The following is a 17698-nucleotide window of genomic DNA, read 5'->3' as shown; positions in this document are numbered from 1 at the left end:
GGAAACAGGGATGCGTAAGGAAAAGAACTCTTCGGCCGGACTGGTGGTCATTCTTGGCCTGCTGGCGATGTTAATGCCGTTGTCGATCGATATGTATCTGCCTGCGCTCCCGCAAATCGCCCGCGAGTTTGGCGTATCGGCCGGCAGCGTGCAGATGACGCTGAACCTTTATATTCTGGGATTCGCGCTGGGGCAACTGATTTACGGCCCGCTGGCCGACAGCTTCGGCCGCAAGCCGGTAATAGCCGTGGGTACGCTGATCTTCGCCGTAGCGGCGGCGGCCTGCGCTATGGCGCAAACCATTGACCAGCTGATCTTTATGCGCCTGCTGCACGGCCTGTCAGCAGCGGCGGGCAGCGTGGTAATCAGCGCTCTGATGCGCGACAGCTACTCGAAAGAAGAGTTTTCGCGCATGATGTCCTTTGTGATGCTGGTAACCACTATAGCGCCGCTACTGGCCCCGATCCTGGGTGGCTGGATGCTGCTACTCTGGAACTGGCACGCTATCTTCTGGGCAATTTCGCTGGCGGCAGTGGTGACAACGCTGCTGGTAGTCACGCAAATCAAAGAGACACTGCCGCGCGACAAGCGCCAGAAATTTAATATGCGTACCACGCTGCGTAACTTTCTGTCGCTGTTCCGCCACAAGCGCGTGTTCAGCTATATGCTGGCCAGCGGGTTCTCGTTCGCCGGCATGTTCTCTTTTCTGAACGCCGGGCCTTTTGTTTACATTGAGCTGAACCATATTTCGCCGCAGGACTTCGGCTACTACTTCGCGCTGAACGTGGTGTTCCTGTTCCTGATGACGCTGCTGAACAGCCGCTGCGTGCGCCGCTTCGGCCCGCTGGCAATGTTCCGCCTGGGGCTGCTGATCCAGTTTACTATGGCCGTCTGGCTGGTGGTGGTCAGCGCGTTGAACCTTGGCTTCCTGCCGCTGGTATTTGGCGTGGCAATGTTTATTGGCTGCGTCGCTATGGTTTCTTCTAATGCGATGGCGGTCATTCTGGAAGAGTTTCCACATATGGCCGGTACGGCCTCCTCGCTGGCGGGTACGCTGCGTTTCGGCGTGGGCGCGTTGGTCGGCGCATTGCTTTCCGGGCTGACTTTTACCAGCGCCTGGCCAATGGTCGGCTCGATGTTTGTCTGCGCTACGTTCTCTATGCTGCTGTTTATCTACGCTATCCGCCCTCGTAAAGGCGCTAGCGCCTAATCCTGCCGGGCAAAACGGGAGGTATCGCCTCCCGTTTTCAGCGCCCGTTCCTTTTACAGGAATAGTCTAAAGTTTCCGGTTTTTTCCAGCCCATCCACTATAATGTTGTCTTATTGTAAAAAAAGCTTTGCTTGAAATTACTTTTATGCAACAAATGTGAGGGCTGTCCCACTCTTGTCGGGCCAGCGAAAATCAAACCGGGCCCCGGCAGCCGCAAAGCCTCCGCAGACGAGGCGCTGCCTTAGCCAATAACGAAGTAGCCATGATGATAGCGTCCGATACGGTCTGGGGAGCAGAAGTGAACAGATTGCAGCATTCGGTGGTGCACCGCTTACCACAAAGCTATCGCTGGGGGATCGGCGACCGGCTGGAGGCGCTAAAGCTGAGCGGCGCGGAGGCGGAAGACGAGCTGGTGGGCTTAAGCCTGCTCAGCCATCAGGGCAGCCAGGCCTGGGATATCATGCGCATGCTGAAAGAAACGCTGGTGGAAATCCAGCTCGACTGCGCCGTGGTCGAGTGGGAAGGCGAACCCTGCCTGTTTGTCGCGCGCAACGACGAAAGCACCGCAACCTGCCGCCTGAAAAATTTTGGCGTCGGTATCGCTGAAACCTTCAAAGATATGCCTGCCTGAGCCTGGCTCAGGCAAGCGCGATCAGTTCCTGCGTGTAGCGTGCTTTCGGCGCGGTAAAAATGGTCTCGCAATCACCTTGTTCTACTACTTCTCCCTGCCGCAGCACCACTACCTGGTGACATAACGACCTGACTACGCGCAAATCATGGCTGATAAAGATATAGGCCAACTGACGATCTTGCTGCAGTTTTTTCAGCAGCGCCAGGATCTGTTTCTGTACCGAGCGATCGAGTGAAGAGGTTGGTTCATCCAGTATGATCAGGCGCGGCTGCAGGATCAGCGCGCGCGCGATGGCGATACGCTGCCGCTGGCCGCCGGAAAACTCTGCCGGATAGCGATGGCGCGTCTCGGCATCCAGGCCGACTTCCTGCATTGCCTGGATTACCTGTGCTTCCCGCTGCTCCACGCTCAGCTCAGGCTGGTGCACCTGCAAACCTTCTTCGATAATTTGCTGAACGTTCAGCCGGGGATTCAGGGCGGAATTAGGATCCTGAAACACCACTTGCATTTCGCGTCGCACCGGCAGCATCTGTTTGCGATTCCACAAATGCAGCGGCCGGTCGCCCAGCCAGATCTCGCCTTTGGCCTCAATTAGCCGCAGCAGCGCCAGCCCGGTAGTGCTCTTGCCGGAGCCGGATTCGCCTACCAGTCCCAGGCTTTCACCGGGACGCAGCTCGAAGCTCAGCGATTTTAGCGCCTGGTGCGCGCCAACTACGCGGCGCATCACGCCTTTTTTCAGCAAAAAAGCGACGCTGAGATCGTTAACGCGCAGCAGCGGCGGCGCGGCGCTGTCCGCGGGGTTTGGGCTGCCGTCCGGCTCTGCATCCAGCAGCGCGCGGGTATAGAGATGTTGGGGCGCGCTGAACAGCTTGCTGGCGCTGTTACTCTCCACGCCCCGGCCATTGCGCATCACCAGCACCTTATCCGCCAGCTGCCGGACAATATTCAGGTTATGGGTGATAAACAGCAGGCCCATATTCAATTCCTGCTTCAGCTCTTTCAGCAGCACCAGAATCTGCGCCTGCACGGTAACATCCAGCGCCGTGGTCGGTTCATCGGCGATCAGCAGCTGTGGCCGCGTCAGCAGCGCCATGGCAATCATCACGCGCTGCCGCTCGCCGCCGGAAAGCTGATGAGGAAAATCGCCCAGCCGTTTGGCGGGCTGCCGAATACCCACGCGATCCAGACAGCTGAGGATTTCAGCTCTGGCAGCCGCCGCGCGCATGCCGCGATGCAGCGAAAGCACTTCATACAGCTGTTTTTCGATATTGTGCAGCGGATTCAGCGACACCATAGGTTCCTGAAAAATCATCGCCATACGGTTCCCGCGCAGGCCGCGCAGCGTACGCTCGTCGGCTTTCAGCACATCCTGACCGGCAAACAGAATCTCTCCCTGCGGATAAACCACCGGCGGTGTTGGCAGCAGGCGCATCATTGACAGGGCGGTCACGCTCTTGCCGGAACCGGATTCGCCCACCAGCGCCAGCGTCTCGCCAGCCTCCACGCTTAGCGAAAGATCATCAACCACCCGGCGCTCGACGCCGGCCTGGCGAAAGGCAATGCTTAAATTTTTAACGCTCAGCAACGACATCAGTGCACCTTACTGGGATCGAAGGCGTCGCGAACCGCCTCACCAATAAAAATCAACAGCGACAGCAAAATCGCCAGCGAGAAGAACGTCGCCATGCCAAGCCAGGGTGCCTGCAGATTATTTTTACCCTGTAGCAGCAGCTCGCCCAGCGAAGGCGAACCCAGCGGCAGCCCGAAGCCAAGGAAATCCAGCGAAGTCAGCGTGGTGATCGAGCCGCAGAGAATAAAGGGCAGATAGGTCAGCGTCGCCACCATAGCGTTTGGCAGCATATGGCGCAGCATAATAGTGCGGTCACCGACGCCCAGCGCCTGTGCTGCGCGGATATAATCGAAATTGCGGGCGCGTAAAAACTCGGCGCGCACCACGCCGACCAGTTGCATCCAGCCGAACAGCACGCTAATCGCCAGCAGCCACCAGAAACCGGGCTGAATCACGCTTGACAGCAGGATAATCAGAAACAGCGTCGGCATCCCCGACCAGACTTCGATAAAGCGCTGTCCCCATAAATCGACCCGGCCGCCGTAATAGCCCTGGCAGGCGCCTACAATCACGCCGATTACGCTGGAGATCAGCGTTAGCATCAGGCCGAACAGCAGCGAAATACGCGCGCCGTAGAGGATCCTCGCCAGCACGTCGCCGCCGTTGGCGTCGGTGCCCAGCCAGTTCTCCAGCGAAGGGGGAGAAGGGAAGGGGACTTTTGAAGCAAAATTAATGGTGCCGTCGCCGAATTTAATCGGTGCCCAAATGGCCCAGCCTTTGCTGGCGAGACGCGATTTCAGCCAGGGATCCTGATAGTCCGCCATGGTCGCCAGCTCGCCGCCGAAATCGGTCTCGCTGTAGTTCACCAGCAGCGGGAAATAAAAACGGTGATCGTAATGCACCAGCAGCGGCTTATCGTTGGCCAGCAGCTCAGAGCCCAGGCAGAGCACAAAAAGCACGGCAAAAATCCACAGCGACCAGTAGCCGCGACGGTTATGGCGAAAGCGCTGCCAGCGCGCCTGGTTAACGGGGCTTAATCGGCTCATCAGCGACCCTCGAAATCAATGCGCGGATCGACCAGCGTATAGGTGATATCGCTGAGGATATTCAGTAACAGGCCGATCAGGGTGAAAATATAGAGCGTACCGAACATCACCGGATAGTCGCGCTGGATGGTAGCATCGTAGCCCAGCAGGCCCAGGCCGTTGAGCGAAAACATCACTTCGATCAGTAGCGAACCGGTAAAGAACATACTGATAAAGGTGGCCGGGAAACCGGCGATCACCAGCAGCATCGCGTTGCGGAAAACGTGGCGGTAAAGGATTTTCTTTTCATCCAGACCTTTGGCGCGCGCCGTCACCACATACTGCTTGCGGATCTCATCCAGAAACGAGTTCTTGGTCAGCATAGTCAGCGTAGCGAAACCGCCGATTACCGTTGCCAGCACCGGCAGGGTAATATGCCAAAGGTAGTCGATAATTTTATCGTACCAGGGCAGGGAGTCGAACTGCGCCGAAACCAGGCCGCGCAGCGGGAACCAGTCCAGATAGCTGCCGCCCGCGAACAGCACAATCAGCAGCGTAGCAAACAGAAAAGAAGGGATAGCGTAGCCGATAATAATCAGCGAGCTGCTCCAGATATCGAAGGCGCTGCCGTTATGCACCGCCTTGCGGATGCCGAGCGGAATCGACACCAGATAGATAATCAACGTGCTCCACAGCCCCAGCGAGACGGAAACCGGCAGGCTCTCTTTGATTAGCTGCACCACCGAGCTGCTGCGAAACAGGCTGTCGCCGAAATCGAAGCGGACATAGTTCCACAGCATATCCAGATAGCGCTGGTAAATCGGCTTATCAAAACCGTAGCGTTTGGTTATTTCCGCTACCACTTCCGGATCCAGGCCACGCGAACCACGATACTGGCTGTCGCCGGGCTGCCCGTGCAGCGTGCTGCGCCCCAGATTTTGCGGCGCGTTACCTGCGCCTGGCATACCGGTAGTCTGGCCGAACTCAATATTGGCCAGCGCCTGATCCACCGGGCCGCCCGGCGCAATCTGCACGATAAAAAAGTTAATGGTAATAATCGCCCACAGCGTGGGAATAATCAGCAAAAGTCTGCGTAGCAGATAAGCACCCAAACCTGACTCCTTAACGACGCTGGGCCGGCAGCTGCGCGGCTTTATTCACATCGTACCACCAGCTATCGAAGCCTAAGGAATAGGTCGGCCGCGTGGTCGGCATTGAAAATTTATCCCAGTAAGCATAACGATCGCTGGCGCCATACCACATCGGGATCATGTAATAGTTCCACAGCAGCACCCGATCCAGCGCGCGGCCCAGCGGCAGCAGCGCCTTTTCATCGCCCTGATGCTGATTGATCTGCTCAATCAACTGGTCAATTACCGGGCTGGCGACGTGCGGTCGGTTATAGGTTGAGTTGATATAGGTGCTTGACCAGTACATCTGCAATCCACTGTCAGGGTAGGGCATGGCCGGATAAGGTGAAGCCAGCATATCAAAATCGCTTTTGCGTAAACGAGCCAGATACTGTGAGCTGTCTACCTGACGAATGTTCAGCGTAATGCCCAGCCGCGCCAGACTATGCTGGAAAGGGAGCACCCACTGATCGTTGCCGCCGCTGCGCAGCAGCATTTCAAACGTGAAAGGCCTGCCGTTTTTATCCACCAGCCGCTGGTTTTTCAGCGTCCAGCCAGCCTGTTGCAGCAGCGCCGTGGCTTTAAGCAGATTAGCGCGGTCATAGCCGCTGCCGTCAGTATGGGAAGGCTGAAAAATTTGCGAAAAAGCCTCATCAGGAATTTTGCCCTTAAACGGCGCCAGGATCTCCAGCTCTTTTGCCTCCGGATAACCGGTTGCGGCATAGTCGGTATTCTGGAAATAGCTTTGGGTACGCTTATAGGAGCCGTAGAACAACGCTTTGTTCATCCATTCGAAATCAAAAGATAACGAGATGGCCTCGCGTACCCGACGATCGGCGAACAGTGGCTTTTGCACGTTAAAAGCGAGCCAGGTTGAAGCCGTAGCTACGGTGTTCGGTTTTTCGTCTTTAATAATGTAATTGTTTTCAAAATTGCGGCCGCGATATTGCGTCGCCCACTTTTTCGCTGAGCCTTCAGCGCGAAAATCAAAGGCGCCCGCCTTAAAGGCTTCAAAGGCCACGTTATCGTCCAGATAGTAGTCGTAGCGCAACGTATCGAAATTAAATCGGCCTTTGTTCACCGGCAAATTCGCCGCCCAATAATCCTTAACGCGAGTCCAGGTTACGGACTGGCCCATCTTGTAAGCGCTGACTCGGTAAGGGCCGCTGCCGGGCGGCGGCGTAGGTAGCGGCTCGCTGAGGTTATGATCCTGCCAGAACTTTTTCGGGAACACAGGCGAAGCCAGCAGCGAGAGCATCATATCTTTGTTGCCGACCGGCAGCTCAAAACGCGCCGTCAGCCGCGAGATGGCTTTAGCCGTGACGCCTTTATAAAATACCCGGAACTGCGGCACGCCTTCCGTCATAAATTTATTAAAGGTAAAGGCGACGTCTTCCGCGGTAATTGGCGAGCCATCCTGAAAACGGGCCTGCGGATTTAGCGTAACCTCTACCCAACGATAGCTGTTGGGATAGCGTGCAAACTCTGCAATCAGGGGATAATAGCTGCCAGCTTCGTCTTCAGAATTAACAAACAGCGTATCATAAAGCGTGTCCGTGCCCTGGGCTGGATTACCCCGCGAAGCAAAACGGTTAAAGTTGTCATAGGTGCCAATAGCGGAAAGCGTGACGCTGCCGCCTTTGGGCGCGGCCGGATTCGCATAGTCAAAATGGGTAAAATTAACGGCGTATTTCGGTTCGCCGAGCTGCGCAAAAGCGTAGCTTTCGTTAATTTCATCGGCTTGCGCCGCTGCCGTGACAAAACAGAACAGCAATAAGGTCAACCAGCGAAATATCATCTTATTATCCGAATCCAGACTAAAAAGGCAGCGCATCGCCCGGCTTGCCAGGCGCGTACGGCGGCATCAGTGCGCCTGCATAGCGTAGCGCAAAAAGTTATCCCGCAGCCGGGCCACTGTGCTTCTCATGCTTAAAATAGTCAATTAGCTGGGTTACCGTACGCGGGCGGCTGAACAAAAAGCCCTGCAGATGACAAACGCCGCGATGGCGCAGCCAGCTGGCCTGCTCGTCGGTTTCCACGCCTTCGGCTACCGTATGCAGGTTCAGTTTTTTTGCCAGCGCCAGCACCGCATCCAGCACCGGCGAAGAAAACGACTCGCGGGCGATATTTTTAACGAATCCCCGATCGATCTTCAAATAATCGAAGCGGAATTTTTCAAGATAGATTAACGCGCTGTGCCCGGTACCGAAATCATCCAGCGCGATACGAATATTTTTACTGCGCAGCCAGTCGAAAACGCGCTGGGCATTGCGGGTTTCCACCATAGTTCGCTCGGTGATTTCAAAAACGTAGCGAAAATGTTCCTGTGGCATCGCTTCCAGCCAGCCGGTGACATCCTGATAAAAGGTTTCATGGCTCAGGTGAGTGGGAGAGAGGTTTAAATTGAGATTGGTGCCGGCGGGTACCGCGTGGCGTAGCCTGTGACAGTCGCGCGCCACCAGCTCAAACAAATGACGGGTCAGCGGCACAATTAAATTTTTACTTTCGGCGTAGCGAATAAAAGCATCAGGCGGGATAGCACCTGCCTCAGGATGAGTCCAGCGCAGCAGGGCTTCCAGGCCGCAGGCTTTACCGGTCGCAGCGGCGACCACCGGCTGATACTCCACATGAAATTCACCGCGGCGGATACCCAGCAAAATTGCTTTGCCCGGCCGCATGCGCAGCGTTAAGGCCATAAAGCAGCTAAATCCGCCCAGCAGCCCCAGCAGCAGGCCAATCGGCAAAATCAGCATAATATCGTCAAACGAAAGCCTGCTGCCGTAAAGCTGTAGCTGCACGGGATAGCCTGGCAGCGCGATAGTTTTCAGCGGGGTGGCGGTAAGCGAACTTACGGGCACCACGCGCTGTTCCCAACTGGTTATTGCCTGAGAGCCGGTCACTATAGCTATGCCAGTTATCTCCTGCTGCTGCCCGGCATACAGCAGATAAGGGGTCAGATTAATGTTCAGGGTAGCCAGCACGCCGCTGCCAGCTTCGCTACCGCGTAGCCAAACCTGTAATACCGGCTTGTCGGGCGTCAGCGGCGCGGCAGCCAGCTGAACATCAAGCGGCAGGCCAGTACTGGTCAGGGGAGAGAGCTGCTGTAAATCGGCCTGGCTATCCCCAGCGACGGAGGAGCAATAAACCTGATTATTAACAACCATCAGAAGGGCTTGAATATTGTCATCAGTGGCGACGCGCCGGAGCAGGTCGTCTTTAATAGCGGCGCAGGCGGGATGTGGCAATGCCTGTAGAGGCAGTAGGTTCTGCTTCAGCTGGCTGAACATCTTCAGAACATAGGCCTGGGTGTTGGCCGCCAGCCTGTCATGATTATCCGCCCGGCGGTGCAGCGTCAGCAGTAGCGCGATAACGATAAACAGGGCAAGCAGAAAGAGGCCGAGGGTCGCGCTAAAGCAGGCAATCTTGCGAGGAGTGAGCAGAGGCCGCGTAAGGCTTGATGAGAGTGGCATGGGGTTTATCTCCCGGAAGTGCCCGTTTAATGTTTGCGCTGTCCTGCACAACAGGCGCCCGTTTCACTGCGGCAGGATATACCGGGAAAGCGCCTTTTGTCTCCATATTATTATGATTAGCTTCGCTTTTTTAATGCATTCTGTCAGCGACAGCCGGGCTGAAGCCAGAACTCAGGGCAAAGAAAAACCCCGCCAGGGCGGGGTTTGTCATCGAAAGCATTCTCGTTTTGCACAGGCTTCAGGGATCTTAGCTCTGCGTTCGGTCCAGTACTCTTCGGGCGGCGCGGTAACGGTTCTTCCAGTAGGCGTCGTTGAGGTTGGAAATCATTACGCCGCTGCTGGTAGAGGCATGCACGAAATTATCGTTGCCCAGATAAATGCCGACATGGCGACCGGTGGAACCGGCGCGGAACAGCACTAAATCGCCCGGACGCAGCTTGCTGCGCTGGATGCTTTTGCCGGTATCTTCCTGCTCGTAAGTCGAACGGGGCAGATCCAGGCCAAATTGTTCACGAAACGTGGTCTGCACAAAGGCAGAACAGTCAATGCCGCGTTTACTGGTACCGCCAAGACGGTAACGAACGCCCTTCCAGTCCGAATATTGATCCATCAGGCGGGTTTTAATATCCACATTCTGAACCAGCTGTTCGAATTCATCCTGAGACGCCTGAAGTAAAAAACCGTTATGGCCTTTAACTGCATGCGTATCAGTTTGTGCATTGCTGTTGGTATTGGTTGAGCTACAGGCTGAAAGCAGCGTGGCTAACGCCACTGCGGGCAATACCCGCCATATATATCTCAGAATCGGTTGAGACTTGACCATTATGTTTGTGATCCCTTGAAGTCCTTAACGACAAAAGTCGCTAGCTATGCGAAACGAAACGAGAGTAATTAGCGCACTACGGCCAGACAATTCCACAGCGTTCAATCTGTGCGTATGCGCACAGTTTAAAATGTAAATAATGGAAATATCTTACAGCTTTACCTAATCGGAAATGAGATTACCCGATTAACTGCGCGGTGGCGAGGGGTTTTAGCGACTTTTTTACAGGTTTTTATGATAAGAAACAGCGAGGTCGTACGCTTGCCGCTTTATCGGCATCAGAGGCGAAAACCTGAGGATAAAAAGGGTAAAAAAGCGATAAAAAGTGCGCTTTAAAACAGATTCAGATTAATACCGCTGTACCTTTTTCCACGGCAGCAGATTCATCTGCAGGATAAACATAACCAAATCTTTTGCATAAAGTGTTTTTTTGAGAGGTAAATCGCATAAAAAAAGCGACGAACGCCAATGGGAAAGGGTTTTCGTCGCATTTAAACCGGCTAAAAAAGACGGCAATTACTTAGCTGGCTTATATTTTCCTGGCAAATAACGATATAAAGCGTTTACCAGCCAGTCGCTGCCCGGCGTAATTAACCACCAGCTCATGCCGACCAGCACCACGGAAAGCGAGCCCACCGCCACATCGGTAAACCAGTGCGCGCCGATCATAATGCGCGGCGTGGCGAAGATCAGCACGATAGCCACGGCAATCAAAAAAGCGTTACGGCCAAAATAGCGCAGCATAAAGCAGGCAAAAATCATCAGCATCATGCCGTGGTCGCCGGGAAAGCTGTCGGAAGAGGCGTCTTTGGTCGGAATACCGGTCAAAGTCGTGACATGGTTGACATCCGGGAAATATTTGGTCGGGCTGGGATGCGAAACCGGAATCAGGTGGCCGAGCTGATTCAGCACCACCGCCGTCAGCAGCATGGCTATGCCGATAGCCAGCAGCCGCCTGCGTCCCTGAGGCGTCTCGCGTCGCCAGAAGCTGTAATAAAGCGCGCCCATTGCCAGCAGTGATACCGCATCAAAAGGCCGGAAATTGGTGATGGCCACCAGCCACAGCAGCGCCTTATTAGTGACCAGACGCTCGTTAAACCAATAAAAAATGGTTTTATCCAGCGTAAACCAAAAGCCGTGGTTTTCCGGCAGATACCAGGAAAAAAACAGCGCCAGTCCCAGCGCGTTGAGCGCCAGGATAGAGATCAGTCGATTAGCACGCATTTTATGAATGTTTATTTAAGAAGAAGTGACGGCGTACATTATACAACAGCAGTTAAACGAAGTTTCAACAAAGATGCCTGCAGACTGTTCCAGTCCGCTTCTTCTTCATGAATGATTTCGATCCTGCTGTCCGGTGGCGCGGCCTGGCGCGTCTCAATATTCAAGTCGGCACCCTGGCGGTTAACGCTTAGCAGGCCTTCCTTTATCCGCATTACGCCTTTAACCCGACTGACCGGAGCCAACCGTGCCCACTCCAACAGACCAACCGTATCGAAAACGGTATCGGCATCAAACACCCAGCCGCAGGAATAATAGCCTTGTCCCTGGTTGAGCGAGCGCCGCCAGCGCGTATTTTGTACGGGTGCCAGCGCCGCCAGGCGAGAAGAGGAGCGGGCATGATGATGTGCCGCCTGCGGCAGTGGTTGCTGATTCAGCCTTGGCCGTGTCAGCAGCTCGCTGGCAATCTCTCCAAAACGCGCAGGGATTACCGGGCGCTGTAGCTTGTCCTGTGCCTGCCAGTCTCGCAGGGCGCTCAGCGTGACCGTATCCCAGCGGTCTTCTTTATTTGCCACAATAATATCGGCCGCCGCCAGCTGATCGCGGAAATTTTCATTGGCCGTGACGCGGGCATCGCTTAACTGGCGCGGATCGAGCAGGCAAAGCGTGGCGTCCAGAGTCAGCCAGGGCTGATACACTTCGGCGGCCAACAGATCCAGGATTTGTTTAGGATGGCCGAGCCCGGTCGGTTCAATCAGCAGACGATCGGGTTTGGCCTGCTTCAGCAGCATATTCAGCCCAACCTGCATCGGCAGACCGTTAACGCAGCACATGCAGCCGCCAGGAATCTCCTTCAATATTGCGCCGCTTTCCGCCAGCAGTGCGCCATCAATGCCTACCTCGCCAAACTCGTTGACCAGCACCGCCCACTTTTCGCCTTCCGGCTTCTGCGCCAGCAAATGCAGCAGCGTGGTTGTTTTGCCGCTGCCAAGAAAGCCGGTAATAAGGTTCACGCGCGTCATGGTTTTCTCCCTAAGTTTGGCCCGAAAGAGTGCCGAAAATCGCCTTGCCTACTATGGTTAAACAGGCAGAGGTTAATTAATGAGGTTAAGTATGAGTCATTCTCAACTTGCGCAGGCCCTGTTTTTCATTGCCCTGGCCAGCAGCCCGCTGGTAACGCAAGCTGCCAACTCTGGCGTGATCCATTTTTCCGGCGCCATTGTTGACACAGGTTGCGATATGAAAGTGGAGCAGGGCCAGGCCACAGCTTCCTGCTTTCGCGATGGCGAAACGGAAGTTTTGCCGATTTCACTGCAGCCCGGTAAAATGCCGCTGGCGACTCTCGCCCATACTGAAATCACCTGGCTGGACAGCGAGCGCCAGCAGGGCGTACTGACTATAACCTATCGTTAGCTTATTGTTATAACATAACAAAAGCGGCGATGCATTTCGCTTTCGCCGCTGGGGAATAGTGTTTTACAGAGGCTGGCGTAAATTAATCCGCGCGGCCCATATAGCGGCGTTCAGCAATATGAATGCGGATACGCTCACCGCTGCTCAGGTATTCCGGCACCTGAATAACCAGGCCGGTGCTCATGGTTGCAGGCTTGGTACGGGCGCTGGCGGAAGCGCCTTTGATACCCGGCGTGGTCTCGATAATTTCCATATCCAGCGTCTGCGGCAGCTCCAGCGCCAGGATCTGGCCATCCATCGTCAGCACCTGCAGGCCAGGAATGCCGCCATCGGGAATAAACAGCAGCTCTTCTTCAATCTGATCTTTTTTGAAAACGTAAGGCGTATAGTCTTCGTCATCCATAAAGACATATTCGTCGCCGTCTACATAGGAAAAGGTCACCTGGCGGCGGCTCAGGGAGATCGCCTCCAGGATATCGTCGCCTTTAAAGCGCTCTTCGACCTTCAGGCCGGTGCGAATATCGGTGAAGCGCATCTTATACAGGGTAGAAGCGCCACGCGCGCTGGGGCTTTGTACATCAATATCTTTTACTAACAGCAGCTTGCCGTTGTAGCTGACGGCCATGCCTTTTTTGATTTCATTTGCTCTTGGCATTGTAATAGTCCGATAAAAGGAGCGGTGGAAATATTGGCGTCAACTTACTCTTGCCGACGCCTTCAGGCAAGTGCTGAGCGGCAAAGAAAAGTGGTCATGGCGTTCATAGAGCGCGCCTGCTATTGTCGCGCCGATTAAAAAGAGGATTACCCATGCAATGTCGAGCTTCCTGCGGCGCCTGCTGCACCGCGCCTTCTATTTCTACACCTATACCCGGCATGCCCAACGGCAAGCCAGCCAATACGCCTTGTATTCAGCTGGATGAAGATTACCGCTGCAAAATCTTTACCTCGCCGCTGCGGCCTGCGGTGTGCGCCAGCCTGAAGCCCGATGCAGAAATGTGCTGCAACAGCCGTGATGAAGCGATGACCTGGCTGCTGGATCTGGAAAAGCAGACTGCTTACTGTTAAATCGCTGTTGACAGAAAGTAAGGTATCAGCCAGGTGTCAGCAAAAGCGATATTTTTTCCGAAAAGAAAAGGCGAAGTGTGCGTCGCTTCAAAAATCTGCTATGCCATTGCCGGTAAAACTTGCCAGAAACAGGCAAGCAGGGCCAAACTCATTGAAACGTTTCAGCGTTGTCTGCACAGAGAGTTAGCGGCCCAGGGGCCCATTTTTATCTTCTCTGGCTGAAACGATTCAATGAAGCAGTGAGGAGAACTATGTTCCAGCTTGAACTGAATGCAATTCACCCCGGCGCCAGGGCCGGCAGCAAAGAAGAGGCCATCCGCCAGGTTGCCGCGGCACTCACCTCAGCCGGTAACGTAGGTGAAGGTTATGTTAACGGCATGCTGGCCCGCGAGCAGCAAACTTCCACCTACCTTGGCAACGGCATCGCTATCCCCCACGGCACTACCGACACGCGCGATTTGGTGCTGAAAACCGGCGTGCAGGTTTTCCAGTTTCCGCAGGGTATCGCCTGGGGCGAAGACCAGACCGCTTATGTGGTAATCGGCATCGCCGCGAAATCGGACGAGCACCTGGCGCTGCTGCGTCAGCTAACGCACGTCCTGAGCGACGACAGCGTGGCAGAACAGCTAAAAACTACAGACTCCGCAGAAACGCTGCGCGGCCTGTTGATGGGCGAAAAGCAGGGAACAGAATTCCGATTTGACACCTCGCTGATTACTACTGACGTAGCGGCCAGCGATCTGATGACGCTACAGGCGTTGAACGCTGGCCGTCTGCAACAGGCTGGCGCGGTTGATGCCAGTTTTGTCAGCCGCGTCATCGCCTCGCGCCCGCTGAATCTGGGGCAGGGCATCTGGCTGAGCGACAGCGCCGAGGGTAACCTGGGCAGTGCCGTCGCCGTCAGCCGCAGCGCTGCACCTTTTGATGTAGACGGCGAAAAAGCCGCGCTGCTGGTTACCGTCGCGGTTGCCGACGAGCAGCCGCTGAACGTGCTGAACTACTTAAGCGATCTGCTGATCAAGCAGAAAGCGGAGCGCCTGATGAGCGCAGATGCAGCAGGCATTCTGGCGCTGCTGACCAGCGAAGTCTCCGAGCAGGCGGACGTGCTGACAGAAGAGTTCACTATCCGCAACGAACACGGTCTTCACGCTCGTCCCGGCACCGCGCTGGTCAGCGTGATCAAGAAATTTAACTGCGACGTCACCGTCACTAACCTTGACGGCAGCGGCAAACCAGCCAACGGCCGTAGCCTGATGAAAGTCGTGGCGCTGGGCGTGAAAAAAGGCCATCGCCTGCGCTTTACCGCCAGCGGTGAAGATGCCCGCGCGGCGCTGGACGCCATCGGCGAGGCTATCAGTTCCGGCCTGGGCGAGGGCGCGGCATGAGCAGACGCGTAGCTACTATTACCCTGAACCCGGCCTACGATCTGGTCGGCTATACGCCGGAAGTCGAGCGCGGCGAAGTCAACCTGGTGAAAACCACTGGTCTGCACGCGGCTGGTAAAGGCATCAACGTGGCTAAGGTGCTTAAGGATCTGGGCATTGATGTCACCGTCGGCGGCTTCCTGGGCAAAGAGAACCAGGACGGCTTTCAGCATCTGTTCAGCGAGCTGGGCATCGCCAACCGCTTTCAGGTAGTGGAAGGCCGTACCCGCATTAACGTCAAGCTGACCGAAAAAGATGGCGAAGTCACCGATCTGAACTTTTCGGGCTTTGAGGTCACGCCGCAGGACTGGGAGCGCTTTACCACGGACTCCCTGAGCTGGCTGGGCCAGTTCGATATGGTTTGCGTCAGCGGCAGCCTGCCCGCTGGCGTTAATCCGGACGCCTTTACCGAGTGGATGAGCGCGCTGCGCACTCACTGTCCCTGCATTATTTTCGACAGCAGCCGCGAAGCGCTGGTGGCTGGCCTGAAAGCCGCGCCCTGGCTGGTAAAACCGAACCGCCGCGAGCTGGAAATCTGGGCAGGCCGCAAACTGCCGACGCTGCAGGATGTGATTGAGGCGGCGCATGCGCTGCGCGAACAGGGTATCGCCCACGTGGTGATTTCGCTGGGCGCAGAAGGCGCGCTGTGGGTTAACGCTTCAGGCGAATGGATCGCCAAACCGCCAGCCTGTGAGGTGGTGAGTACCGTGGGTGCCGGAGATTCCATGGTCGGCGGGCTGATTTACGGCCTGCTGATGCGCGAATCCAGCGAGCATACCTTACGTCTGGCCACCGCCGTGGCCGCCCTGGCCGTCAGCCAGAGCAACGTAGGCGTGACCGATCGCACCCAGTTGGCCGCGATGATGGCGCGCGTCGACCTGAAACCTTTTAACTGACAGCAGGAGAGGCATAATGAAAACGCTGCTGATACTTGATCCTTCGCTGGGGCTGGCTACTGGCCATCTGGCAAAAAATATCACCAAAGCGACCGCGACCGCCAAAGGGCTGACGCTGACCGAAAACCTGGCGGAAGCCGACCAAATCATCCTGGTAGGCGAAACGCTGCCTGCTAATGTCGATCTTACGGGCAAAGCCGTTTACCAGACCTCTGCTGAACAGCTGCTGCGCCAGCCGGACGTTGAGCTGGGCAGAGCGCAAACCGAAGCGAAAGCCTGGCAGGCACCTGCTGCCGTAGCTAAACCCGCAGCGGCAAGCAGCGCGGCGGACGTAGTTGCCAGCGGGCCGAAACGCATTGTCGCCGTTACCGCCTGCCCAACCGGCGTGGCGCACACCTTTATGGCGGCAGAAGCCATCGACGCAGAAGCGAAAAAGCGCGGCTGGTGGGTGAAAGTCGAAACGCGCGGCTCCGTAGGCGCGGGCAATGCGATTACCCCAGAAGAAGTAGCAGAAGCCGATCTGGTTATCGTTGCGGCGGATATCGAGGTAGACCTGGCGAAATTCGCCGGTAAACCTATGTATCGCACCTCAACCGGTCTGGCGTTAAAGAAAACCGCACAGGAGTTTGATAAGGCGCTGGCGCAGGCTAAACCTTACCAGCCGCAGGGCGGCAGCCAGCCAGCGGCACAGGGCGAGAAAAAAGAGAGCGCGGGTGCCTATCGCCATCTGCTGACCGGTGTTTCCTACATGCTGCCGATGGTCGTCGCGGGCGGTTTAAGCATCGCGCTTTCCTTTGCTTTCGGCATCACCGCTTTTAAAGAGCAGGGCACGCTGGCAGCCGCGCTGATGGATATCGGTGGCGGCAGCGCCTTTAAGCTGATGGTGCCGGTGCTGGCAGGCTTTATCGCCTTTTCCATCGCCGACCGTCCGGGCCTGACGCCGGGCCTGATTGGCGGCTGGCTGGCCAGCACCATTAACGCGGGTTTCCTGGGCGGTATTATCGCTGGTTTTATCGCCGGTTACGCCGCGAAGTTTATTAGCTCTAAACTCAGGCTTCCGCAGAGTATGGAGGCGCTAAAACCGATCCTGATTATCCCGCTTGTCGCCAGTTTGATCACCGGTCTGCTGATGATCTACGTAGTGGGCGGCCCTGTAGCTAAGATCATGGAAGGCCTGACCCACTGGCTGAGCAACATGGGCACAGGTAACGCCATCCTGCTGGGCGCGGTGCTGGGCGGCATGATGTGTACCGATATGGGCGGCCCGGTGAATAAAGTAGCCTATGCGTTTGGCGTCGGCCTGCTCAGTTCGCAAACCTATGCACCAATGGCGGCGATCATGGCGGGCGGTATGGTGCCACCGCTGGCAATGGGTCTGGCGACGCTGGTGGCGCGCCGTAAGTTCAACAAAGGGCAGCAGGAAGGCGGTAAAGCGGCACTGGTACTGGGACTGTGCTTTATCTCTGAAGGCGCTATTCCTTTCGCGGCCCGCGACCCGATGCGTGTATTACCCTGCTGTATCGTTGGCGGCGCGCTGACCGGCGCTATCTCCATGTGGGTAGGCGCTAAGCTGATGGCACCGCACGGTGGGCTATTTGTCCTGCTCATCCCGGGCGCTATCACGCCAGTGCTGGGCTATCTGCTGGCGATTATCGCCGGAACCCTGGTAGCCGGACTCTCTTACGCGGTGCTGAAGCGCCCGGAAGCGGAGATGGCGAAAGCCTGATTCAGACGTAATACGAAAGCGCGGGTAACCGCGCTTGAGGTTGATGACAAACCCCAGGTCGCGTTTAAATCAGTGACAGAGCAGCAGAGGCAGA

General features: G+C 56.1%; 16 protein-coding genes. 7 read left to right on the top strand and 9 right to left on the bottom strand.

What is annotated here, in order from left to right; translation table 11 throughout:
* Positions 1–10 precede the first annotated feature (10 nt).
* Positions 11–1210, top strand: a complete 1200-nt coding sequence (locus ACETPC_RS05375) for a Bcr/CflA family multidrug efflux MFS transporter (RefSeq protein WP_380179336.1) — start codon at positions 11–13, stop codon at positions 1208–1210.
* Between the two features lie 298 nt (positions 1211–1508).
* Positions 1509–1841 (top strand): YejG family protein, encoded by a 333-nt coding sequence (locus ACETPC_RS05370; protein WP_380179676.1) that lies wholly within the window; start codon positions 1509–1511, stop codon positions 1839–1841.
* Positions 1842–1848: 7 nt separating this feature from the next.
* Here ACETPC_RS05370 and yejF read toward each other — a convergent pair whose 3' ends face one another.
* The 8 genes from yejF to ACETPC_RS05330 all read right to left on the bottom strand — a co-directional run bounded on the left by yejF (position 1849) and on the right by ACETPC_RS05330 (position 12102).
* On the bottom strand, positions 1849–3432 hold the full coding sequence (yejF, locus tag ACETPC_RS05365) for a microcin C ABC transporter ATP-binding protein YejF (protein WP_380179334.1): 1584 nt from the start codon (positions 3430–3432) through the stop codon (positions 1849–1851).
* Entirely contained in the window at positions 3432–4457 is a 1026-nt protein-coding gene (locus tag ACETPC_RS05360; RefSeq protein WP_380179332.1) for a microcin C ABC transporter permease, read from the bottom strand. The genes yejF and ACETPC_RS05360 overlap by 1 nt, the downstream gene beginning before the upstream one ends.
* Positions 4457–5548 carry a microcin C ABC transporter permease YejB gene (locus tag ACETPC_RS05355; RefSeq protein WP_380179330.1) on the bottom strand — a complete coding sequence of 364 codons (1092 nt, stop codon included), beginning with the start codon at positions 5546–5548 and terminating at the stop codon, positions 4457–4459. The genes ACETPC_RS05360 and ACETPC_RS05355 overlap by 1 nt, the downstream gene beginning before the upstream one ends.
* 10 nt (positions 5549–5558) lie before the next feature.
* Positions 5559–7364: an extracellular solute-binding protein gene (locus ACETPC_RS05350; RefSeq protein ID WP_380179328.1), complete on the bottom strand. Its 1806-nt coding sequence runs from the start codon at positions 7362–7364 to the stop codon at positions 5559–5561.
* 97 nt (positions 7365–7461) lie between these two features.
* Positions 7462–9036, bottom strand: coding sequence for a cyclic di-GMP phosphodiesterase (locus ACETPC_RS05345; protein ID WP_380179326.1), 1575 nt, complete (start codon positions 9034–9036; stop codon positions 7462–7464).
* A 247-nt stretch (positions 9037–9283) separates the two neighbouring features.
* Entirely contained in the window at positions 9284–9859 is a 576-nt protein-coding gene (gene mepS / locus ACETPC_RS05340; protein WP_380179324.1) for a bifunctional murein DD-endopeptidase/murein LD-carboxypeptidase, read from the bottom strand.
* Between the two features lie 516 nt (positions 9860–10375).
* The gene (locus ACETPC_RS05335; RefSeq protein WP_380179322.1) at positions 10376–11083 is read right to left on the bottom strand and encodes a phosphatase PAP2 family protein; all 708 of its coding nucleotides are present in this window, start codon (positions 11081–11083) and stop codon (positions 10376–10378) included.
* 38 nt (positions 11084–11121) lie between these two features.
* Complete coding sequence (locus tag ACETPC_RS05330; protein WP_380179320.1) at positions 11122–12102, bottom strand: CobW family GTP-binding protein; 981 nt, start codon at positions 12100–12102, stop codon at positions 11122–11124.
* 91 nt (positions 12103–12193) lie between these two features.
* On the opposite strand from ACETPC_RS05330, the gene ACETPC_RS05325 reads away from it, so the two are divergent.
* Positions 12194–12493 carry a hypothetical protein gene (locus ACETPC_RS05325; protein WP_380179318.1) on the top strand — a complete coding sequence of 100 codons (300 nt, stop codon included), beginning with the start codon at positions 12194–12196 and terminating at the stop codon, positions 12491–12493.
* A gap of 82 nt (positions 12494–12575) precedes the next feature.
* On the opposite strand, the gene yeiP is transcribed toward ACETPC_RS05325, so the two are convergent.
* Entirely contained in the window at positions 12576–13148 is a 573-nt protein-coding gene (gene yeiP / locus ACETPC_RS05320; RefSeq protein WP_380179316.1) for an elongation factor P-like protein YeiP, read from the bottom strand.
* A 152-nt stretch (positions 13149–13300) separates the two neighbouring features.
* Between yeiP and ACETPC_RS05315 the strand changes: the two genes are divergently transcribed.
* From ACETPC_RS05315 to fruA, 4 genes are all read left to right on the top strand, one after another.
* A complete protein-coding gene (locus ACETPC_RS05315; protein ID WP_380179314.1) occupies positions 13301–13558 on the top strand; it encodes a YkgJ family cysteine cluster protein in 258 nt (85 codons plus the stop codon).
* Between the two features lie 251 nt (positions 13559–13809).
* Positions 13810–14943 (top strand): fused PTS fructose transporter subunit IIA/HPr protein, encoded by a 1134-nt coding sequence (fruB, locus tag ACETPC_RS05310; protein WP_380179312.1) that lies wholly within the window; start codon positions 13810–13812, stop codon positions 14941–14943.
* On the top strand, positions 14940–15878 hold the full coding sequence (gene fruK / locus ACETPC_RS05305; RefSeq protein ID WP_380179310.1) for a 1-phosphofructokinase: 939 nt from the start codon (positions 14940–14942) through the stop codon (positions 15876–15878). The genes fruB and fruK overlap by 4 nt, the downstream gene beginning before the upstream one ends.
* 16 nt (positions 15879–15894) lie before the next feature.
* The gene (fruA, locus tag ACETPC_RS05300) at positions 15895–17604 is read left to right on the top strand and encodes a PTS fructose transporter subunit IIBC (protein ID WP_380179308.1); all 1710 of its coding nucleotides are present in this window, start codon (positions 15895–15897) and stop codon (positions 17602–17604) included.
* The last annotated feature ends 94 nt before the right edge of the window (positions 17605–17698 follow it).

The organism is Pantoea sp. sgz302252 (assembly GCF_042610525.1).
GTDB lineage: Bacteria > Pseudomonadota > Gammaproteobacteria > Enterobacterales > Enterobacteriaceae > Erwinia.
Note: the sequence above shows the minus strand (reverse complement) of the source record. Positions and strands in the feature narration are given on the sequence as shown.